At 68.5% G+C, this 20,983-nt stretch carries 16 protein-coding genes and 1 tRNA gene; 13 read left to right on the top strand and 4 right to left on the bottom strand.

The window, feature by feature from the left end:
* Nucleotides 1-2,614: NACHT and WD40 repeat domain-containing protein (locus ACFQBR_RS28560; RefSeq protein WP_417629313.1), on the bottom strand; the 2,614-nt coding region annotated here is incomplete at its 3' end.
* A gap of 1,496 nt (nt 2,615-4,110) precedes the next feature.
* Between ACFQBR_RS28560 and ACFQBR_RS28555 the strand changes: the two genes are divergently transcribed.
* The 8 genes from ACFQBR_RS28555 to ACFQBR_RS28520 all read left to right on the top strand — a co-directional run bounded on the left by ACFQBR_RS28555 (nt 4,111) and on the right by ACFQBR_RS28520 (nt 10,847).
* A complete protein-coding gene (locus tag ACFQBR_RS28555) occupies nt 4,111-4,773 on the top strand; it encodes a hypothetical protein (RefSeq protein ID WP_344181106.1) in 663 nt (220 codons plus the stop codon).
* A gap of 244 nt (nt 4,774-5,017) precedes the next feature.
* Entirely contained in the window at nt 5,018-5,710 is a 693-nt protein-coding gene (locus ACFQBR_RS28550; RefSeq protein ID WP_344181108.1) for a pyruvate phosphate dikinase, read from the top strand.
* Between the two features lie 23 nt (nt 5,711-5,733).
* Nucleotides 5,734-6,606, top strand: a complete 873-nt coding sequence (locus ACFQBR_RS28545) for a hypothetical protein (protein WP_344181110.1) — start codon at nt 5,734-5,736, stop codon at nt 6,604-6,606.
* The gene (locus ACFQBR_RS28540; protein ID WP_344181112.1) at nt 6,599-7,258 is read left to right on the top strand and encodes a nucleoside/nucleotide kinase family protein; all 660 of its coding nucleotides are present in this window, start codon (nt 6,599-6,601) and stop codon (nt 7,256-7,258) included. Before ACFQBR_RS28545 ends, ACFQBR_RS28540 begins: the two co-directional genes overlap by 8 nt.
* Nucleotides 7,255-8,274 carry a nucleoside phosphorylase-I family protein gene (locus ACFQBR_RS28535; protein ID WP_344181114.1) on the top strand — a complete coding sequence of 340 codons (1,020 nt, stop codon included), beginning with the start codon at nt 7,255-7,257 and terminating at the stop codon, nt 8,272-8,274. Before ACFQBR_RS28540 ends, ACFQBR_RS28535 begins: the two co-directional genes overlap by 4 nt.
* On the top strand, nt 8,271-9,203 hold the full coding sequence (locus ACFQBR_RS28530; protein ID WP_344181116.1) for a DUF2797 domain-containing protein: 933 nt from the start codon (nt 8,271-8,273) through the stop codon (nt 9,201-9,203). Before ACFQBR_RS28535 ends, ACFQBR_RS28530 begins: the two co-directional genes overlap by 4 nt.
* Before the next feature lie 29 nt (nt 9,204-9,232).
* Nucleotides 9,233-9,904: an HIT domain-containing protein gene (locus tag ACFQBR_RS28525; protein ID WP_344181118.1), complete on the top strand. Its 672-nt coding sequence runs from the start codon at nt 9,233-9,235 to the stop codon at nt 9,902-9,904.
* Nucleotides 9,905-9,959: 55 nt separating this feature from the next.
* The gene (locus ACFQBR_RS28520) at nt 9,960-10,847 is read left to right on the top strand and encodes a phosphotransferase enzyme family protein (protein WP_344181120.1); all 888 of its coding nucleotides are present in this window, start codon (nt 9,960-9,962) and stop codon (nt 10,845-10,847) included.
* Here ACFQBR_RS28520 and ACFQBR_RS28515 read toward each other — a convergent pair.
* Complete coding sequence (locus ACFQBR_RS28515; RefSeq protein WP_344181122.1) at nt 10,841-12,148, bottom strand: hypothetical protein; 1,308 nt, start codon at nt 12,146-12,148, stop codon at nt 10,841-10,843. The genes ACFQBR_RS28520 and ACFQBR_RS28515 overlap by 7 nt on opposite strands.
* 459 nt (nt 12,149-12,607) lie before the next feature.
* On the opposite strand from ACFQBR_RS28515, the gene ACFQBR_RS28510 reads away from it, so the two are divergent.
* A complete protein-coding gene (locus tag ACFQBR_RS28510) occupies nt 12,608-13,447 on the top strand; it encodes a hypothetical protein (RefSeq protein WP_344181124.1) in 840 nt (279 codons plus the stop codon).
* A 407-nt stretch (nt 13,448-13,854) separates the two neighbouring features.
* Here the strand turns inward: ACFQBR_RS28510 and ACFQBR_RS28505 are convergent.
* Nucleotides 13,855-13,930, bottom strand: a tRNA-Arg gene (locus tag ACFQBR_RS28505).
* 596 nt (nt 13,931-14,526) lie between these two features.
* Here ACFQBR_RS28505 and ACFQBR_RS28500 point away from each other — a divergent pair.
* On the top strand, nt 14,527-15,426 hold the full coding sequence (locus ACFQBR_RS28500) for a cobalamin biosynthesis protein (RefSeq protein WP_378554895.1): 900 nt from the start codon (nt 14,527-14,529) through the stop codon (nt 15,424-15,426).
* Here the strand turns inward: ACFQBR_RS28500 and ACFQBR_RS28495 are convergent.
* Entirely contained in the window at nt 15,405-15,917 is a 513-nt protein-coding gene (locus ACFQBR_RS28495) for a hypothetical protein (protein WP_344181126.1), read from the bottom strand. The two genes, ACFQBR_RS28500 and ACFQBR_RS28495, sit on opposite strands and share 22 nt — an antisense overlap.
* Before the next feature lie 332 nt (nt 15,918-16,249).
* Here ACFQBR_RS28495 and ACFQBR_RS28490 point away from each other — a divergent pair, with 332 nt between their 5' ends.
* The 3 genes from ACFQBR_RS28490 to ACFQBR_RS28480 all read left to right on the top strand — a co-directional run bounded on the left by ACFQBR_RS28490 (nt 16,250) and on the right by ACFQBR_RS28480 (nt 20,937).
* Nucleotides 16,250-19,180 carry a penicillin acylase family protein gene (locus ACFQBR_RS28490; protein ID WP_344181128.1) on the top strand — a complete coding sequence of 977 codons (2,931 nt, stop codon included), beginning with the start codon at nt 16,250-16,252 and terminating at the stop codon, nt 19,178-19,180.
* 173 nt (nt 19,181-19,353) lie between these two features.
* Entirely contained in the window at nt 19,354-19,818 is a 465-nt protein-coding gene (locus tag ACFQBR_RS28485) for an NfeD family protein (RefSeq protein ID WP_267948553.1), read from the top strand.
* 36 nt (nt 19,819-19,854) lie between these two features.
* On the top strand, nt 19,855-20,937 hold the full coding sequence (locus tag ACFQBR_RS28480) for an SPFH domain-containing protein (protein ID WP_267950274.1): 1,083 nt from the start codon (nt 19,855-19,857) through the stop codon (nt 20,935-20,937).
* Nucleotides 20,938-20,983 lie beyond the last annotated feature (46 nt).

The raw sequence follows: 20,983 nt of genomic DNA, 5'->3' as shown, positions 1-20,983 counted from the left end.
CTTCTCTGTGTCCTTCAAGGATGGCGGCTTCTCCGGTGGTGATGTTCCATAGCCGTGCGGTGCCGTCGTTGCTGCCGGTGGCGAGGGTGGTGCCGTCGTGGTTGAAGGCCACCGAAGTCACGTCTTCTCTGTGTCCTTCAAGGATGGCGGCTTCTCCGGTGGTGATGTTCCATAGCCGTGCGGTGCCGTCGTTGCTGCCGGTGGCGAGGGTGGTGCCGTCGGGGCTGAAGGCTACGGCATTCACCCCATAGCCGTTGTGGGGGAGGGTTTCAGCGAGGGTGGGCGGGTCTGTGGTGATGTCCCACAGCTGCGCAGTGCTGTCATCGCCCCCGCTAGCGAGGGTGGTGCCGTCGGGACTGAATTCCACATGCTCAACGTTGTTATCGGAGAAGGGTTCAGTGGCGGGCTCATCGGTGGTGATGTCCCATAGTCGTGCGGCACTGATGTGCGTGAAGAATTCAGTGACGGAGTTTTCGGTGACGTCTCGGGTGACGGTTGTGCTGTCGTGGCTAGCGGTGGCGAGGGTAGTGCCGTCGGGGCCGAAGGTCACGTCTTCGAGGTCTATGGCATGGGTATCAATGGTGCGGTTGCTGCTCTTGTTTTCCAGGTTCCGCAGGTGTATTTGCTGACCGGCAGCGATGGCTAGCGTATGATTGTTTGGACTGAACTCCACAGCGTTCACCACCCTGCCGATCGGTATTACGTCATCATCGAAATAGAGCACCGAGATGGTTCCCATGAAAAGCACTGCTGCTGCGAGGGCGCCCGTGTCATGCAGCCATGGACGAACCCGGGAGCGGGATCGACGAATGGCGCTGTGCCCGTGAGGGGTGAAGACTCGGGGCTGAGATGAGTCTAGAACTGAGGCCCTTTGCTCGGCGAGGTGCGTGCGCAGCAGTTCATGGCGGAGTTGGTAAGCGGGGCCTACCTGGCGAAGAACTCCTTTTTCGTGCGCTGTACACAGGAATCGCATCAAGCGCCAGGGAAGCTTTCCCTGGCAAGCGAGCCATAGCCGGGCGATCGTGTATGACAGCCATGTCGATCCGGACCCTACTACGACCACCATCATGATCAAGAGACCGATCCCAAGACCGAATGCCCAGTTGCGCTCGAGAAGGGTGCCCGCTAATGCAGTTAGCACTCCGCTCGCCAGCGCTGCTGTCAGGAGCGATGTGCGATCACCGCGGAGCAGAGACAGTGGCGAGTTCGCCTTGTGTTCCTCGACGGGCACCGCTAGCCATCGGCCGATGCCCGTGGGTATACCGATTATGGTGGCTAGGGAGAAATAATCTATTATACTCCAGGTCTGGCCTTCAGAATTTCCATTTATTAGCGTAGGTGCGAACCATACTGCTGCAAACGTCAGGCCCAGGATCATCCCTACCATTAGGCTGGGCGGGAGGTGGCGCATAATTGGGGTGCTGCTTTTTGGGGCACCCGCACGAAATCCCGTAAAGTTAATAATCAGTGTCACCTGAAGCGCCAAAATGGCGGCAATAATAGCAGCCAGCCATGCCTGGCTGTCGAAGGTCCTTAGTTCAAAGAGTGCCATTGCGATGGTGTGGGATATGTTGCTCGAAAACCTTTGGTCAGATATCCACCCGCAGAGAAGGATGAGGGAGCTGAGAAGGCACAATATGGTGGCCAAGGATCGAATATCAGAAAACGTATCTCTGAGTGCGCTGAGTCGACCGCTCTGGACCCCAGGTTGATCGGATAATTCGATGGAACGTGCAGTACGTAACCCACCTAAAATTCCCACGGTGGCGCCTACTATAGCCCCTGTAATAGCATCAAAATAGAGGATGAGTAGGATCGATCCGCACATCATTGACACAAGGGTTATGGTCGAGATGAGCATCCAGCGTGGAACAGCTCGAGCCAGGTGCCACCATTCGAAGTTGGGTCCGCCTTTCTCCTGTAGGTGGCGTGACAAGAACGAAAGCCAGTCTTTGGCTTTTTTGTGATCATCATCTGTGAATACCGTCGGAAGGTACTCTTCGAGGAGATGGTTCGTTATCTGCGGTGTCGTGGTGAACTCGGTGAGCTTTTCAGGGTCCCTGATTGATGGTCGGTAGACCGAACGGGCCAAGCTGATCATCAGTGGGGTGGACAAGGCCTGGGCGAGTGGCCCGGAGGGTTCCTTGCGCATCTGTTCGATGACCGCGCTCCAACGGTGGGTGTTCGCCACCTCCGCCTCGGTCAGGTAAGCGATGGTGTCCTCGACCTGGATGGGTTCGATGTCTACCACGGCCGCGTGGGCCAGGGCACCACGGTCCTGGACAGCCTGTTCGTATTCTGCGCTGCGGCAGGTGAGCACCATCCGTAGACCGATTTCCGCCGCGCGATCCAGATCGGCGAGCGCTGTGCTCAACACGGGGCGGGGCATCTCGTCCAACCCGTCCAACACCGGGACGATGTGACGGTTCAGGAGCAGAGTGGTCACCTGCTGCGGGCTGAAGCTGCCCTTCACGAGGAAATCGGGGTAGTCCTGGGCTATGCGTCGGGCACACCAGGCCTCGATCCGCTCGGCCGGATCCCACCCGGCCACCGACAACAGCACCGGCACCGGTCCCGGGTCCGTGTCCTGTTCGATGAGGGCCAAGGTGAACAAGGCCGCCAGAGTGCTCTTGCCCGCTCCCGGGGGACCGAGTACGACCAGTTGTCGTCGTGACATGTCGTGGAACGCTGTAGCCAGAGCGTGCGCCGAGCTCAGGTCCCCGGCTGTTTGGACCAGTCCCCCGTGCAAGAGCTCGGTATCTAGCTGTTCGGTTTCCGCATAGGCCCGCTCGACGGGGACCGAAGTCGGTCGCCACCGCAACCGTAGGGGGTTCGGCCGACGCAAACCCTGGCGGGATGTCTCGTTCTGCCACTGCGCTTGGACCTGGGTGCGCAAGCGGTTCAGCGCCGGGTGAAGGGAGGCCGAACCGCGTGTTCTCTTCCACAGGAGCCACCCGATAACGAGTAAGCCGCCAGCCAGGATCGCTCCCCCCGCGGCGACCGCCAGGGGATTCCCGGAGCCGATGCTCCACACGACTACTGCCAGGGCGAGGGTGGCGGCAAAGGCAATCAGGGCGCCAGTGACAGGCCAGAAGAGGCTGGGGCGTTGGGGGGAATGAAGGTGGATGTCACCGTGAATGCTCCCGACCTGTATTACCGTGCCTGAGGTGGCCCCTGTTGCCTCGTTGCGCACAGTCGGGCGAGAGGATGCCCGCTTTTCCGGATCGGGCATCTACTGTTCCTCCATGTTGGTCACGCCCAAAGACTGGGGGACGTCCCGACGGCGATCGGGAGTGGAATAGGGACGGTGCTGTCACAACGACAGCGGCACTGCCGGCCATGGCGACGAAGACCGGAGCTGCGATGGTGCCGGTGATCATCGCCGCCTCGAAGGGCGCGCCCGGCCTCTGCCGGTGGACCCTTCACAGAGGCGCGGTGCGCTGTCCAGGACTACCGGGGCCATGCTCGTTACCGCTAAGACCTACTCGGTCTTGTCCGTGGAGCTGATTATGGCGCTCGATCCCCTACGGGGTAAGGAGTTTCGGTGAAAACGGCCGCATGTGGCCGGTGGGGCCGTTCGGCACGTGAGGGCCGATGGCGCGCGTGGGGGCGGCTGTGGGGCTCTGGTGGGCGGACGCGGGGGCGTGCCCGGCTCCGGCCCGCATGGTCACGGGACGGCAAAGTGCTCCGGGAGGACGACTCCCACCTGCACCCACCTTGTACTGGGGAGCACACCAGGAGCACACATGGGCCCCAAACACGACGAGGACTCCTCGCGGAGTCCTCGAACACCCCGTATGACCTGGGGTTTTGTGGCGCGCCCGGCAGGATTCGAACCTGCGGCCATCGGATTGGAAGTTCGCTGGTTACGTGCTGTGGCGTATCGCTACGTACCGTTTCATGCCATCCCATCCGATCCGCTGTGTCGGCCTGGGCCATGTCATGCCGCGTGGTGTCGTTCCGGTCCGGAACTGCGGAGCACGAACGGAGCACACACAGGCCGACGGCGGCGTCCGATGGCACCTCGCGAGGTCCAATCGGGTGTGGTTCCGATTCTGCGGTAGGACCGTTCGGTCATCCGTGTTGTCGGACAGGAAGGAGAATGCCGTTATGGCAACTGTTTCCTCTGCCTCGATGCTGGTGGCTGCGGCGGCTCGTACTCGACTTCGTCCTCTGGGTCTTCGGCAACACGGCCGATCCCGATTGTGGTTGGATGACCGCGGCTGGTGGCTGGGGCTTGTGGAGTTCCCCTCTCCTCGATGGAGCCAGGGCAGTGGGCTGCACGTCGGAGCGATGTGGCTGTGGCAGGACGTGGACCACTTCACCTTCAACGTCAGTGAGCGGTTGCGCGGAGCTGCGGACTACCGTGATGACGGGCAGTTCGCGCCGGTCGCGGAGGAGCTTGCCTTTCTGGCGCGAGAGCGGATAGAGGAACTGCGGTGCAAGTTTGTTGATCTGGCTTCGGTAGGGAGGTATATGGCGGTGCAGCCCATCGGGCGTGAATTGGTGTGGGAGCCGTGGAACGCGGGGATCGTGGCGGCACTGGCCGGTGACACCGCGGTGGCTCAGAAGCGGCTCTCAGCAGTCCTGAGGGAGGATCCCCTCGTTCCCTGGATAGACGAGGCTCAAGGGGCAGCGCGAGAACTGCTGCACATGGTGCATGACCAGCGAGCTGTTCGGGATTGGGTGGTGGACCGCGTCTCGTCGTGTCGGCAACGTCTGGCTCTGGAACCCCCGAAGCCTACGGAGGAAGCGCTCGCCAGAATCTTCTGAGCAAGGAAACTAATTGCGGCGAAGGTGTGGGACTCGAGACGGGAGTTTTGGTGATTGTGTGTATCGGGATCGCCTCCCGTCACTCAGGTGAGCGGCGAGTACAGCGACTCATGACCGCTTCGTCATGGAAGTTATGACTGGCCGGTCATGGCCCCCTGTGTGTGACCTGGCCACAGTGGGCGCATGGATGTACTTCAAGAAGATCTCTGCGCTCTGACGCGGCTCGGCTCGGGCAGGTGCGCCGATGGTGGCTGACCTGCTGACTCAACGGCTGGATGCCGACCACTGGGGCTTCAAAGCCGCCCGGCTGAGCGAAGTCACCCAACTCGGGCTTCCGGTGCCGCCCGCGTTGTGCCTTCGGGCCGAGGACCTGTCGCGAGCGGCGGCCGAGGCGGTGAACGCGACCATAACCTGGCTCCGCCTGTACCGGCCCCGCCGCGTGGTGCTTCGGACCAGCGCACACGAGGACCTGGCGGAAAGCGCGCAGGCGGGCCGCACCGCCTCCCTGCTGAACTGTCCTCCCGATGCCTCGGCTCTGCTGCGCACCATCGACCAGGAGCTCCTCACCACCGAGAACCTCGGCGGTGGCAGCGGGGCCTGCATCATGGTGCAGGAACAGATTGAGGCGCCCCTCTATGGCGTGGCCTTCTACGAGGACGGCCACCTGACGGTGGAGGCGGCCCGGCACACCGAAGGCATCACCGCCGGCCGTCCGCCTCAAACACGCGCTCGGGTGGAGGGGAACCGCTTCCACCTCACGACCCAGGAGTCGCCCATCCCGGGGATGCTGCTGACCCGTCGCCTGCTCCAGAGCTGCCGTCTCCTGCACGAGCACTTCGGCTTCGGAGTCGACGTGGAGTGGGCGTGGACCGGCGCTGCGGTCGTCGTGCTCCAGATCCGCCCGATCACCAGGAGCCTCCTGGAGTGCGCCGCATGAACGCGATGAGCAAACTCGACACCATGACAACCCTGCGGAACCACGGGCTGCTGCGCATGCCCGTCCAGGTCTACCGCAGCCCGGGGCGGGTGACGGCCCGAATGATCCGTAGCGACGTGGGCACCGACGAGGCCCTTGTCGTCCGGACCGGCGCCGAGACCGAGGAGCGGAACCTGCCGCGTCTGGTCGGCGCGGACGCCGAAACTGCGGCGGCGTGGATCAACGAGCTGCCACCGTCATTGTCCGCGTTGGTCCAGCCCTACGACCAGGTGCTGTTCTCCGTCGAGCTGGCTGTCTACGACGGCTTGGAGATAGCTGAGATCATCCCCGGTATCTGGGAGCTGGACAACCAGCTCACCCCGGTCATGTTCGGTGTCCAAGGTGATCGCGTCGACCTCACGGCTCTCGACACCGGAACCGCTCAGGCGGCGAGGTTCCACGACCTCCTCCGTGGCCTCTACGAGAGCTCCGCCGAGGTGGACGACTGGCAGGTCGCCATGGTCGTGGAGTGGGTCCGCGGCCGTCGCCGCGACCTGGCCGCTCTGCTCCGGGGCCTCGGTCATTCCTTCGGGCTCAAGCTGCACTACTCCACCCGCTTCGGGCTCTCCCCGCAGAACCTCCGCAGCACAGTGCCCCACCGCGAGACCTGGACGCGGAACCAGAACACACCCAGCCCTGCGGTCGCGGTCCTGAGCTCGACGAACGGACCGATTCCCGGCGGTCCGCTACTGCTCGACGTGTCCCTCGCACGTGAACAGCACGCCCAGCTCACCCGCTTTCTCAGCCGCCTGCGGGAGGCGGGGACCAGCAAGGTCTACCTGCGTTCCGGACTGCTCTCCCACCTGGCCATCAACCTCCGCGAGGCCGGAATCACCGTGAGGAGCGCCCATGGGTGAGTTCTGGGTGGTCGAAGGCATCGACGGAGCAGGCAAGAGCCACCTCCTGTCCCGCCTCACCGACAGCACCCGCGAAGCGGTTGTTCTCCGCAAGGACACCCTCCCCACGTCAGGCGACCCCCGGGCGGACGAACGCCTGTCAGCGATGCACCGCCTCACCTGGGACTACGACCACGTCGAACCCGTGTGGCACTACCCGGCCCGTTACTGGCTGTACACCCTCGCCGCCTGGTACGAGCTGTTCCACCACGTCCACGTGGCACCCGCGCTCTCCTGCGGCCGTTCCGTGGTGGTCGACGGTTGGTACTTCAAGCACCAGGCCCGGATGGCGCTCTCCGGCGACGAGCGGCTGGAGGACCTGGCCGCGCGGGTGTTCTCGGCTCTTCCCCAACCGGACCACATCGCCAAGCTGTCCACCCCTGCATACCTGGCCGCGGCCCGCCGCCACGGAAACTCCAAGCCCTCCGAACACGGAGTCTTCGTCACCGGTGAGGCGACCACGTCCGCGCGGAGCTTCACCGACTACCAGACCCGCACCGATCTCGCCCTGGGCACCCTCCTCGCCGCCCACCCGGCTCCCGTCCACACCGTGGACAGCGGATCCGGTGCCGAGCACCTGATGTCCCTTCTCCGCAAGAAGGCCGCGCCATGACCACCACCGCGCCCGCGGTCGTTCCCACCGGTCACACGATGGGGGAGCGGCTGGCCGACTACGTGCTCCCCAAGGTCCCGGTCGACCTGCTCACCGCCACCAACGGCCGGGCCTGGGTCTACCCGAACCGCTCCCTGTCCTTCCTCCTCGGCGGGGACAAACGCGAGGGGAAACGGTTCAACTGGCGCCGTCCCTACTTCACCGTCGCCGACCGGGTCCTGCACTGCGTGGTGCCGCCGGGCCGCGACTACGCCCACCACTACACCCAGCTCATTCGCGCGGCCTGCGCACTCACCGGGCTCCCCGCCGACGTCACCACGGAACCCCCGACACCGGGACAGGGCCTGGAGTTCATGGACCACTGGCTCCCCGCACACCTGCCCGCCAGCGACCGGGTGATCCTCGGCTACGTCGAACCCCTCCTCCGCGACCGCACCACCGCCTGGGCCCACCGGCCCGGGTTCGGCTGGCGCACCGCCCGCGTCGGCAACACCACCGCCCTCCTCCTGGGCTGCGAGTTCAGCTTCTGGGGCGACCTCGCCGGAGACCTGGTCACCGCCCTGGTCGCACACGGGCACACCGGGGGAGTGGTCTACGTCGGCAAACTCGGCGGGCTCCAGCCGGACATGGCCCCCAACACCCTCGTCGTCACCGGCACCACCACCCGCATCGAGGGCCGCCATCTCACCTGGAACAGCGCCTTGGACCTCGCCCAGGCGCCCGCCACCCTCCGCTCCGGCGTACGGCATGCCACCGTTCCCAGCGTGCTGGACGAAACCCGCACCTGGTTCGAGGCCCACAGGGCGGACTTCGACGTCGTGGACCCCGAGATCGGCCACATGGCCCGCGCCGCCACCACCGCCGGCGTCACCTTCGACTACCTGCACATCGTCACCGACAACCTGTGCGGCACCTACGAACACGGCCTCTACGGCGAGCGCGCCGCACCTGTGGCCACCGGGCGCCGCCGCTGCCTGCACGACATCGAGACCATCCTGCACCGGAGCCTGGCATGACCATCACCGCACCCGTCACCGTCCTCGGCCTGGACTGGAGTGCACCGGACACACCGCGTCTGCGCACCACCGACCCCGCCGCCCCCGACGGCAGCCAGCTCCTCCCCCTCCTGGACGAGCACACCTTCCGCGTGGACGGCGACGAGCGCTACTGCGTCGGCTGGTTCGACCTCACCGGCCCCGAGGGCAGGCACGTGCGGTGCCGCACCGGCGAAACCGTCACCAGGGGACGACAGTGCCGACGCTGCCAGTACAAGGAAGGCTTTGTCGCAGCCCACCAGGCCCACCACAACCCGCACGCTCTGCCGGACAACATCCGCGACTACCTCCAGCAGCCGCACTGGCTCTACCTCGACGTCTTCGCCAACGGGATGACCAAGGTCGGCACCGCCGCCGAATCCCGCCGACGCAGCCGCCTGGCCGAACAGGGCCCCGTCGCCGCCGTCTACATCGCGCGCACCTGCGACGGAATCGCCGTCCGAACCCTGGAGTCCGCCGTCTCCCGACACCTCGGCCTGCCCCAACAGGTACCGACCCGCCGCAAGGTCCTCGGCCTCCAGAACCGGGTGGACACCGCCGTGCTCACGACCCGGCTCACCGAACTCGCCGCCGAGGTCACCTCCTACCTGGCCACGATCACCGCGGACCAGCCGGGCACCGAGGTGTTCCCCGACCCGGAACCGTGGGCCCGCCCCGCGTGCGCCACGACCGTCTTCGACGCCGCCCCGGTCCTGGCCCACCCCGCAGACCTCACCGAGGGCACCCACCACCTGCGCGTCACCGGAGCCAGCGGACCCGTCGCCCTGTTCACCACCGAACCAGGACCCGACGCCGCCCGATACTGCGCCGACCTCACCGCGCTCATCGGCTGCCGACTCGTCCCCGTTACCCCCGAGGACGCGCCCACCAGTGCCCCGACCTTGTTCTGAACCCGGCCCTGCCCGCGAAAAGGAGATCCGTGGACGACACCCTGCGCGAGATCTGCACCTTCTGCTGCGAAGTCGAAGGAGGCGACGACTCCAACCTCTTCTACGACCTGGGCCTGGCACGCGCCCGCTCCGACTACGTGGTCCACGAGACCGACCACTTCGCCGTCATGCCCTGCATCGGCGCCCTGACCGACTGGTACCTGCTCATCGTCTCCAAGCGCCACACCCTGTCCGTGGGCTGGCTCGATGACGCCGAACGTGCCGACCTGCGCACCCTCATCCCGCAGGTCACAGACTTCGTCCGCAGGCGCAGCGGCCTGGACAGCCTCGTCTTTGAACACGGCAGCCTCGACTTCCGCGACAAGGGAGGCGCCTGCTACGACCACACCCACATCCACGTCGTGGCCACCGACCGCGACCCCCAGGCCTTTCTCAGCCAGATCCCCGCACCAGTCACCATGCGTCCCTGCCCGGACTGGATCGGTGCCGCCCGCCACCTGGTGGAGGACCGACAGCGCTCCTACCTCGCCCTGGGCACACCCGGACAGGACTGGATCGGCACCGCCACCGGAGCGCCCTCACAGTTCTTCCGCCGCTGCCTGGCCTCCTGGATGGGAGCTGAGGAAGGCGAATGGGACTGGCTCACCTTCCCCCAGACCGACCGGGTCCAACGCATGAGCAGTCTCCTTGCCGCGGGCTGACACCCAATCCCCGCTCACGAAGGCGGAACCGGCGCCCCGGCGTAGGCTGGGGCGCGTGGTTCACACCGAGGACTTCGTGCGGCGCGCGACCCGTGCCGTCCACACCGCCGCCGACTCCATGGGCCTCACCCCAACCCAGGAACCCGAGCTGATCCGGGCGGGGGAGCGGGCCGTGTTCCGCCTCGACGGCGGCAGGGTGATCGCCCGCGTCGAGCGCTCCGCCGGCCGGACCCCGGAGGCCGACCGTGAGGTGCGCGCCGCACGCTGGCTCGCCGACCAGGGGATGCTGGTGAGCCGCCCCCTCCCGGGTGAGCAGCCCGTCCCGGCCGAGGGTACCGTCGTCACCCTCTGGGAAGGGGTGGACGGAGAGTGGACCGTCCCTCGGGAACTGGCCGTGCTCCTGGGCTTCCTGCACCGGCTCGTCCCGCCACCCGGCCTGGACCTACCCGACCTCGACCCCTTCGACCGGATTCGCGAGCGCATCGACACCGCGCCCCGGCTCACCGGTCCCCAGCGCGACCAACTGCACAGGGTCCACCGCGACCTGGCCCAGCGACTTCCCACGGTGCGTCCCGTCCTGGGACGACACGTCATCCACGGCGACGCCAACATCGGCAACGTGCTGGCCACCGACCACGGGGTCGTGCTCTTCGACCTGGACGGCATCTGCTGGGGCCCGCCCGAATGGGACCTGGTTCTGACCGCCCTGTACCGGGACCTGGGCTGGCACACCGACGCCGAGTACGCCGACTTCTGCGACGCCTACGGCTTCGACGTCACCGCCTGGGACGGTTACCCGCTCCACAAGGCGGTCCGCGAGCTGCGCATGACCACCTGGCTCGCGCAGAAGGGCGGCGAGAGTCCCGAGATCGACGCCGAGATCGACCGGCGCGTCGCCGACCTGGGTGATCCCGGGCGCCCCCGGTCCTGGCACCCCTACTGACCGGCGGCCACCACGGCGTGCGCCTGTCGCAGGAACCGCGCCGCCCCGGGCTGGTCCCGGTGAGGGAGTACCTGCTTCGCGAAGTCGTCCAGGTACCCGGCGCACCGCGCCGACGAGGTCGCCTGGACCAGGGGGACCGCCTGCTCACCGATGTGGCTGGCCTCCTCCACCTCACCCTGGCCGAGGACGGCCGCGGCCAACACCAGGCGGGTGAACACCCGGCTGCGCGCGTACTCGTCGCCGATGGAGGCGGCCAGGCTCTGCTCCGCCAGGCGGCGGGCGACGTGTGCGTGTCCGAGGTCCCGGTGGCAGTGCGCGACCTCGTCGGAGTACTCCGAGTGGTCGAAGTACCTGATCCACTCGGGGTCCGTGTCGGGTTCGCGGCTTCCGAACGCCCGCTCGGCCTCGCCCATCGCCCGGAAGCAGTCGCTCTTGTCCTTGCGGGCGGCGTGGGCACGTGCCTCCATCATCAGGAACTGGGAGCGCATCGTCGCCGTCGCGCGAGTTCCAGCACCGGTGAGGGCAGCGCGCGCCAGGTCGCGGGCCTCGGCGTGAGCGCCCAGGTAGTTGGCCTGGTGGCTCATCGCGGACAACACGCTCGCCCCCAGCAGCCGGTCCTCGGCGTGCGTGGCCAGGTCCAGGGCCTGGACGAAGTACCGGCGGGCGGCGCCGTTGCGCTGGGCGTCGTAGGACATCCAGGCGATGGAGAGGACGAACTCGGCCGCCACCGTGAACAACGACCGCCGTACCGCTTCCGCGTGCGACTGCCGGAGGAGGGGGACGACGGTGTCGTTGAGGTAGTGCACCGCCGTGGTCCTGGCGTTCTCGCCACCGAACCGGTTGTCCAGAGCGCCGAACGCTGCGGTCGCGGCCCGGACCGCCGCCACAGGGCCCCCGACAACCGCGTCGCCATCCTGTGAGGAGGCATCTCGCACGAGCCACGAGAGCACCGCAGCACTCATGGCCGAGGCTGTCGGCCCCTCGTCCATCCCCGGTACGTCCAGGGCGTCCGCACGCGCCAGACGTTCGAGAAGAGAGGCCGTCCGCTCCGGGGACTCGTTCAGGCCCAGACCGAGTCCGGGCGGAACCGACACCATCTCAGGGGCGGGGATCCGAAAGCCCTGGGTGATGCCCTCGACGACGCGTCGAACGGTCGCGGGCCGGCGTAGCTCCCGCTGGCCGCTCAGGACCCGGGACACCATGGTCTGGGACAGGTCGCACATCCGCGCGATCGCGTCCTGCGCGAGCGTGGTGTGCCTCAAGAGCAGTCGGACCAGGGCGTTGGCGTCCTTCTCGGACACGGCACGCTGCACAGGGTGAAGGCGCCAGAACCGTGCGGGAACGCACGAGCAGTCGTCGGTCGCTCGGTTTCGGCCACAGTTGCCGCAGAACAAGGGTGCCTTCCACTCGGCTTCTCGGGGGCGGGCGGAGAAGTCCGAAGCCTACGGGTGCCACCGCCTGACAGACCATGACCGGCCTGTCATCACCACCATGCCCGCACCGTCATGGGGATGTCAGCGGTTTCTCCGGACAGTGGCCCCATGACTTCCACAACGCACCTCGAATTTCCCGACACCCGGCGGACACGAAGCAGGGAGGAACCGGGCTCCGCACCCATAACCGGGTCTTCGGGCAACTCCGGGTCCACGCGCCGGCACCTCACCGGTTCGTCCCCGGAACAGCTCGAAGCACAGGAAGGCACGGTCGGCGGCCCCGGTTCCAGGATCCGTTCCAGGTACGGGTCGAGCGAGTTCGGTGCGGTGTTGCCCCAACCGCGGGCCGATGACCCGGTGGGACACGGGTACACGGCATTCCAGGTGGTGCGGCTGGCGGTGTGGGCGGCCCGGGAGTGCCACTGGGTGAACGGCATGGCGATGACCGACCGGGCCGAGACCGCGTGGGAGGCCATCACCGAGCATCTGCGCCTGGTGGACCGGCGTCCGGAGGAGACAGAGCTGGTCGCCATCGGATGGAAGGCGATGAAGGCCCAGCACTACCAGGACCTCAAGACCCACGGCCTGGGCGGCAAGGACAAGGCGTTGGTGTCGCGGGCGTTCGTGCGCTACTGGACCAGCGCCTCGTTCCCGGCCCACTCCCACGAGGACCTCGTCGTGGACCGCCTCGCCCTGGCACAGATCTGGATCGCGCTCACCCCCGCCCACCGCCTGGTGCTCTCCGCGTTGGCCGAGCACCAGGACCGGCGCCGGGCCGAACAGGCGGTGAACATGGACTCCGAGGCGTTCACCCGGGCGCTGCGCCGGGCCAGGCGGGCGTTCTTCGCCCTGTGGCACGAGGGCGAGACGCCTTCGCGGATGTGGGGGTACGACCGGCCCGGGGCGCGGCACCAGAACGTGATGTACCTGGTGCGGTTGCGCAAGCAGCGGGCTCTGAAGCGCAAGGCCGCAGACACTGTCTCCCGCAGGGGACACCGGGCGCCCAGGGATCTGGGGGTGTCCGACAGGGAACTGCTGGCCCGTTGCGAGTCCGGGGCAACCTACGCGGCTCTGGCGCGGGAGTTCGGTGTCAGCGGGGAGCTCATCAAAGGCCGTGTGAACAAGGCGAGGGTTGACCGTGAGAACTCCTTCCCGGTCGGGGAGTAAGAGGGAGATTGTTGCCTTCGTCCAGGGAAAACGCTTCATCGGATTCACGGTCCGATAGGCCCGGGACGGCTCCACCCCCGTTCGGTGTCGGGCACGACCGCAGCCGTTGGCGTTGAACGGTAGGTGGAAGGCGTGAGGCGCTCTCACGGTCACCTGGAACTCTCCAGAGTGCCTGCTCGTGAGCCGCAGTGAAGTGGAGCGGGGCTGCCTCTGGAGGTCGTGTCAGTGCGTACGGGTCGGAGTTCGCGCGGCGCACCTGTCTGGAGGCGGCTCAGTCCGATGGGGCGCGACGGTTGGTGCTCCGGCTGAGGTGGTACTGCGGAGCACACCAGGAGCACACAGCACCCCCAAACACGACGAGGACCCCTCGCGGAGTCCTCGAACACCCCGTATGACCTGGGGTTTTGTGGCGCACCCGGCAGGATTCGAACCTGCGGCCATCGGATTAGAAGTCCGGTGCTCTATCCACTGAGCTACGGGTGCTCGATTCAATTGTCGCCCGCCAGGGCAGGTCGAGACCACGTTGTGACCCGTGGTTCCGGTGGGATGCTGCGCGCCGGGGCGGGGGCGGGGACGGCCGGTGGACCTACGGTCGGGCTGGGCCCGTGTCGTGGTGCCGCTGGAGTCCTGGGCAGACATTCTAGGGTATACGTGCGATGTCGCCCACACCTGGTCAAAGTCTGACCAACTACGGTGATTCGTAGTTGCTTCTCGTTACCACGCGGGTTCCACCAAATCGGTTGCTATGGGCCTCGTGCACCACGTTACCGGTGATTAACTCCGGGTGCGGTGCTGCGCTGCTGGCGTTTCGCGAAGTCCTGCGGGGTGTGTGCCGCCGTGCGGCGGCTGTGGCGGTTCAGAAGATCCACCACTGTCCCAGCAGGACCGACAGCGATACCCAGCCGACAAGCACCGGAGTCTCCCTCGCCGTCGACTGTAAGGTGCCCTGGGTGTATGGGCGAATACATTGCGTGGCAAACACATGTTTGCCTCGGTTTGGTGTCCGTTGGGGTTGCTGCTGACGCGGCTAACGTGGTCGGGTGCGATCTCTTGGACTGACGGCGGGGTTCCTGCTCGACATGGTGGTGCCCGACCCGCGGCGGGGGCATCCGGTCGCCCTGTACGGGCGTGCGGCGGGGCGGTGGGAGAGGGCGGTCTACCGGGACTCGGTCGCCTCCGGCGCTCTGTTCGCGGCCGGGGCGGTGACGCCCGTCGTGGGTGCGGGGCTCCTCCTGGAGGGAGCGCCGGCGACGGCGGCCGCGACCTGGGCCTCCCTGGGCGGGAGCATGCTGGGGCGCGAGGCCGGGCGGATCGCCGACGCCCTGGAGAGTGGAGACCTGGAGCGCGCGCGTGCACTGCTCCCGAACCTGTGCGGACGGGACCCCTCGGGGCTCGACGCGGCCGGGGTCGCGCGGGCGGTCGTGGAGTCGGTCGCGGAGAACACCTCCGACGCCGTCGTGGGCCCCCTGGTGTGGGGCGCGCTGGGAGGGGTGGCCGGGGTGGCCGGCTTCCGCGCCGTGAACACGCTCGACGCCATGGTCGGCCACCGGAGCCCGCGCTACGAGCGGTTCGGCGCGGCCTCGGCCCGCCTGGACGACGTGGCCGGGTGGGGACCCGCCAGGCTGACCGCGGTGCTGGCCGCGCTGGCGGCGCCCGTGGTCGGGGGCAGCGTGCGCGAGGCGTGGCGCGTATGGCGGCGGGACGGCGGCCGGCACCCGAGCCCCAACGCGGGGCAGTGCGAGGCCGCGTTCGCCGGGGCGCTGGGGAGGACGCTGGGCGGGGCCAACGTCTACGCGGGACGCGAGGACCGGCGGCCCACGATGGGGGACGGCCCCCCGCCGGGGGTCGGGGACATCCGGCGGGCGGTCCGGCTGGCGGAGGCGGTCGGCCTGGGCGCGCTCGCCGTGGCGGCCGCGACGGCGGCCGCCACGGACCGCGCCGGTCGGGGCCGCGGCGCTCAGGCGAGGTTGCGGGCGTAGTTCACCTGTTGGTGGATCTGGCCCACCACCGCCGGATGGGTCACCAGGATCGACGTCGTGTAGTGCTTGTCGTGCCCCTGCACGCTCACCTGGACGTGGCCGGTGGTCTTCTGCTCCTTGACGAGCAGGAAGAGGAGGCCCAGCAGGCAGGTCCACCAGAACACGAGGATCGCCACGACGACGGCCCAGGTGGGGGTGGTCCTCTCGGTGCGGCTCATGTCGTTCACCGTCCACACCGTCCCCCTGATCGGGAAGCGCCCGATCGGGGTGATCACGGTGCTCTGGGAGAACGCGATCTCGCCGACGGTGCCGAGCGGGACCTCGGCTCCGGGCGGGGGCTGCTGCCCCATGGGCTGGTAGCCGCCGGTGGGGGCGCCGTACGGCTCGATCACCCCGCCGTGGTGCTGTTCGGGGGGAAGCCCCCAGCCGGGTGTGTGGCCGTCGGGCTGGTGCCAGGGCTCGCCCGGGCCGGGGTCGGGGTACTGGTTCATGCCGCGATTGTGTCAAAGCCCGTGGGGGACGAGGACGGGGACGGCGGATCCGGTGTGCTCCCGTTCCCCGTCCCGCGCGCCGACAACCGGGTGGGCACGGGGACCCGCTGCGGCCGGTGGCCGGTTGTGGCCACGCCGCGGCGCCCGGTCCGCCCGTCGGGGCGGATCCCCCCGGGGGGTTTGCCCTGCGTGTGTCGCCGGTCACTCCAAACCCCGGATGTGCTCGCTCCGCCGGCCGGCCCGAGCGCCAAACATGAAACTCTTTCGCGATTTCCTTACCCGTGCGTAACATTCGCTGATCCATCGCCCGCACCCCCAGGTGGTGACAGCTCTTGTTCCCCTCACTCCGCCGACGGCTACGCACCGGCGCCTCGGGCCTCGCGCTGGCGGTGACGGCCGCCACCGCGGCCGCCCTCCCCGCGTCCCCGGCCCTGGCCGAACCCGAACCCCTCGCCGACTACTGCGCTCCGCAGGGATGCCGAGACATCCTTCCCCCCGGCCAGAACGGCAGCGCCACACTGGTCGAGATCCTCGGCCACCAGGTCTTCGGGACGCGGCCCGAGCACTCCTCCAGCCAGCTGGACATGTACGACAACCTCGTCCACCACTACGACGGACTCACGGAGGAGGGACTGGACGACTTCTTCGTCGACGCCTCCTTCGGGGTCGACCCCGGCGACGTGGACCGGCGGTACCAGCCGCGCGAGGACGTCACCATCACCCGGGACAAGAGCCACGGCATCCCCCACATCGAGGGCACCACCCGCGAGGGCACCATGTACGGCGCCGGGTACGCCGCGGCGGAGGACCGGCTCTTCCTCATGGACGTGCTGCGCAGGGTCGGCCGGGGGGAGCTGACCTCCTTCGCTGGCGGGGCGGAGGGCAACCGCGGACTCGAGCAGGACCTGTGGCGCACCGCCCCCTACACCGAGGAGGACAAGCAGGCCCAGATCGACCGGGTCGCCGCCGGGGGAGAGCGGGGAGAGCAGGCGCTCGCCGACGTCGACGCCTATCTCGAAGGGGTGAACTCCTACATCGAGGAGGCCGACAACGGCCGCTACTTCCCCGGCGAGTACGTCCTGACCGGGCACAAGGACGCGATCACCAACCGCGGGGAGATCGAGCCCTTCACCCCCACCGACGTGGTCGGCATCGCCGCCATGGTCGGCGGGATCTTCGGCGGCGGTGGCGGCGGCGAGGTCCAGGCGGCCGTCGTCCTCGCCAACTTCCAGGACCGCTACGGGGCGGAGGAGGGCGCCGAGCTCTGGCGGGCCTGGCGGATGGAGAACGACCCCGAGGCCGTGGTCAGCGTGGAGGGGGAGTTCCCGTACACCGGCACCCCCGAGTCCCCGGTCGGCGAGGTCGCGCCGGACCCGGGCTCCGTCGAGCCCTACGACATCGTCCACGACGAGCACGGATCGGCGGCGAGCGGTGAGACCGCGGAGGCGCCCGCGCCGCTCGCGGACGCGGTCGGAGGGCCCGAGGACGGGGCCGACGCCCCCACCGTCGAGGACCTGCCCCGGGAACAGCGGGACGAGCTGGAGCAGATGGTCGAGGACGGCGACCTGTCGGCCGCGGAGGGCGTGTTCAACGAGGGGGTGCTCCCCGAGGGCTTCATGGACCCGCGCGGCATGTCCAACGCGCTGCTCGTCTCGGGCGAGCACACCGAGAGCGGCAACCCGGTGGCCGTGATGGGCCCCCAGACCGGCTACTTCTCACCGCAGCTGCTCATGCTCCAGGAGCTCCAGGGGCCGGGCATCAGCGCGCGCGGCGCGTCGTTCGCGGGCGTGAGCTTCTACGTCCAGATGGGCCGCGGCGTCGACTACGCCTGGAGCGCCACCTCGGCGGGCCAGGACATCACCGACACGTTCGCGGTCGAGCTCTGCGAGACGGACGGCTCCGCCCCGAGCACCGCCTCGCGCGCCTACGTGGACACCTCGGGGGACTGCACCGCGTTCGAGGAGCTGAGCGTCACCAACGAGTGGTCGCCCACCGTCGCCGACGGCACCCCGGCGGGCGGGTACACGATGACGTCGCTGCGCTCCGAGTACGGGCTCGTGCAGTCGTTCGCCACCGTGGACGGGGCCCCGGTGGCGTTCACGTCCCTGCGCTCCACGTACATGCGCGAGGTCGACTCCATCATCGGGTTCCAGCGGTTCAACGACCCGGGCGAGGTCACCTCGGCCGAGACCTTCACGGAGGCCGCCGGCGACATCGGCTACGCCTTCAACTGGCACTACGTCGACGACGAGGACATCGCGTTCATCAACTCGGGCGCGAACCCGGTGCGCGTCGAGGGCACCAACCCCAACCTGCCCATCGACGCCTACTCGGCCGCGGGCTGGTCGGGCTGGGACCCGGCCACGAACAGCGCCGACTACCACCCCCAGGAGGACCACCCGCAGGCCGTCGACCCGGACTACATCGTCAACTGGAACAACAAGCCCGCGCAGGGCTACACCTCCGGCTGGTCGACCGGATCGGTCCACCGCGGCGACCTGCTCGACAGCCGGGTGGCGGCGCTGGTCGGCAGCGGGCACGAGTTCACCACCGCCTCCCTCACCGGCGTCATGATGGAGGCCGGGGTGGCCGACCTGCGCGCGCAGGAGGTCCTCCCGCTGATGCTGGAGGTCATCGACTCGGCCCCGGTGGAGGACCCGGAGCTGGCCGCCGCGGTGGAGGAGCTGCGGCTGTGGAACGAGGCGGGCTCTCTGCGCCGCGAGCCCCATCGCGACGCGGGGTACTACTCGTACGCCGACTCCATCCGCACGCTCGACGCGTGGTGGCCCCTGCTGGTCCGGGCGCAGTTCGAGCCGGAGCTGGGCGAGGACCTGTACACGCAGCTGACCAGGGCCGCCCAGACCGACGAGTCCCCCTCGGGCGCCACCGGCGGAGGAACCCCGGGAAGCGTCAACCAGGGGCAGCCGCACAAGGGCTCCTCGTTCCAGTACGGCTGGTGGTCGTACGTCGACAAGGACCTGCGGTCCGTCCTCGGACAGGAGGTCGAGGGGTCGCTGGGCGGCGCCTACTGCGGCGGCGGCGACCTGGACGCCTGCCGGACGGTCCTGCTGGACACCCTCGCCGAGGCGGCGGCCACCCCGGCGGGAGAGGTCTACCCGGGCGACGACCACTGCCCGGCGGGCGACCAGCTCTGCGCCGACACGGTGATCCACCAGGCGGTGGGCGGTATCGGCATGTGGCCGATCGCCTGGCAGAACCGGCCGACGTACCAGCTCGTCTACCAGTTCTCCGGCGGACGGTAGGACGGGCGGGGCGGACGCGGTCCGCGGTGACCCTGAGCGGGTGTCACCGGGGGCCGCGTTCGCGTGTCCGTGACGGGACCGCCGCCACGGATACCCGGGCCGGATCGCGTGCTTCGCCGGGCTTGTATGGGTAGCGTAAGGAATACCCGGAACGAAGGGGGAGGGTCTCAGGAATGGATGCCTGGTTGATCTGGCTCGTCCTCGCCGTCGGCCTGGGAATCGTCGAGATCCTCACACTGACCTTCGTCCTGGGGCTCCTGGCGGTCGCGGCGCTGGTCGCGGCCCTGCTCGGCGCCATCGGACTCCCGGTGGCCGCGCAGATCATCGGGTTCACCGCGACCGCGGCGGCGGGCATCTACCTCGTGCGCCCGCTCATGCGGCGCCAGCTGAACAGGGGGCCCGACGCCCGGTCGGGCGCGGAGGCCCTCGTCGGGCGCTCCGCCGTCGTCCTCCAGGAGGTCGACGGCGACAGCGGCAGGATCAAGCTCTCCGGAGAGGAGTGGTCGGCACGGTGCATCGACGAGGACCTGGTGATCCCGGTCGGCGCACGCGTCGACGTCGTGGAGATCGACGGAGCCACAGCTGTGGTCTATCCGCGCGAGGCCCTGCCAGGGGGCGCACCCGAGCACACGTCCTGAACCGCAGCCACGACCCCGAGGTCAGGTGCTGACATGATCGATCCGGCCATCCCCCTCATCATTCTCGCGGTCCTGTTCGTCGCGATCGCCCTGACCGCGATCCGCATCGTCCCTCAGGCGAGGGCGTACAACATCGAACGCTTCGGCCGCTACATCCGTACTCTCGGCCCCGGCCTGAACTTCATCATCCCGGGAGTCGACCGCGTCAACTCCAAGTTCGACCTGCGCGAGCACGTGTTCAGCTCGCGCCCCCAACCGGTGATCACGCAGGACAACCTGGTGGTCAACATCGACACCGTCCTCTACTACCAGATCACCGCTCCCAAGGCGGCGGCGTACGAGGTCGCCAACTACATCCAGGCCATCGACCAGCTCACGGTCACCACCCTGCGCAACGTCATCGGCTCCATGGACCTCGAGCAGACGCTCACCTCCCGCGAGGAGATCAACACCCGCCTGCGCGGGGTCCTGGACGACACCACCGGCAAGTGGGGCATCCGCGTCAACAGGGTCGAGATCAAGGCGATCGACCCGCCTCCCACCATCAAGGAGGCGATGGAGAAGCAGATGCGCGCCGACCGCGACAAGCGGGCGGCCATCCTGCACGCCGAGGGCGAGCGGCAGTCCCGCATCCTCAAGGCGGAGGGGGCGCGGCAGCAGGCCATCCTGGAGGCGCAGGGCGAACAGCAGGCCGCCATACTGCGGGCCGACGGCGAGGCCAAGGCGATCGAGCGCGTGTTCCAGGCGGTGCACGCCAACGACGCCGACGCCAAGCTGCTCGCCTACAAGTACCTGGAGACCCTGCCGAGCCTGGCGCAGGGCGAGGGGAACACGTTCTGGGTCATCCCCGGTGAGTTCACCGAGGCGGTCAAGAACGTCAGCCACGCCTTCGCCGGCGACGCGGCCGACCGCAAGCCGTCCACGGAGAAGGGCCACGGCGGCGAGGAGGGCGGGCCCGCCCGGATCGGGGCTCCCGACCCGGCCCGGTCCTCGTCCGCCCAGGCCGCCATGGACGCGGCGGAGGCCGCCGAACGGGCCGTGGCGGACGCCCGCGACGACGTGCGCCGGGCCGGCGCGGGCCTGGCGGGATCGCCGCCGGAGCCGCGCGGGGAGGACTGAACCCGGGTCCCCGGCCGAGGGCCCCGGTGCGGGGGCGCGCCGCCCG

The sequence above is a fragment of the Nocardiopsis tropica genome (assembly GCF_042660575.1).
In the GTDB taxonomy this organism is placed as follows: domain Bacteria; phylum Actinomycetota; class Actinomycetes; order Streptosporangiales; family Streptosporangiaceae; genus Nocardiopsis; species Nocardiopsis tropica.
The sequence above is the reverse complement of the archived record's forward strand: the minus strand, read 5'-3'. Positions and strand labels throughout refer to the sequence as shown.

Bases quoted from the DNA above. Each gene is read 5' to 3' on its own strand.
- ACFQBR_RS28555 (WP_344181106.1), top strand. From the start codon at position 4,111: ATGGCAACTGTTTCCTCTGCCTCGATGCTGGTGGCTGCGGCGGCTCGT.
- ACFQBR_RS28550 (WP_344181108.1), top strand. From the start codon at position 5,018: ATGGTGGCTGACCTGCTGACTCAACGGCTGGATGCCGACCACTGGGGC.
- ACFQBR_RS28545 (WP_344181110.1), top strand. From the start codon at position 5,734: ATGACAACCCTGCGGAACCACGGGCTGCTGCGCATGCCCGTCCAGGTC.
- ACFQBR_RS28540 (WP_344181112.1), top strand. From the start codon at position 6,599: ATGGGTGAGTTCTGGGTGGTCGAAGGCATCGACGGAGCAGGCAAGAGC.
- ACFQBR_RS28535 (WP_344181114.1), top strand. From the start codon at position 7,255: ATGACCACCACCGCGCCCGCGGTCGTTCCCACCGGTCACACGATGGGG.
- ACFQBR_RS28530 (WP_344181116.1), top strand. From the start codon at position 8,271: ATGACCATCACCGCACCCGTCACCGTCCTCGGCCTGGACTGGAGTGCA.
- ACFQBR_RS28500 (WP_378554895.1), top strand. From the start codon at position 14,527: ATGGTGGTGCCCGACCCGCGGCGGGGGCATCCGGTCGCCCTGTACGGG.
- ACFQBR_RS28495 (WP_344181126.1), bottom strand. From the start codon at position 15,917: ATGAACCAGTACCCCGACCCCGGCCCGGGCGAGCCCTGGCACCAGCCC.
- ACFQBR_RS28485 (WP_267948553.1), top strand. From the start codon at position 19,354: ATGGATGCCTGGTTGATCTGGCTCGTCCTCGCCGTCGGCCTGGGAATC.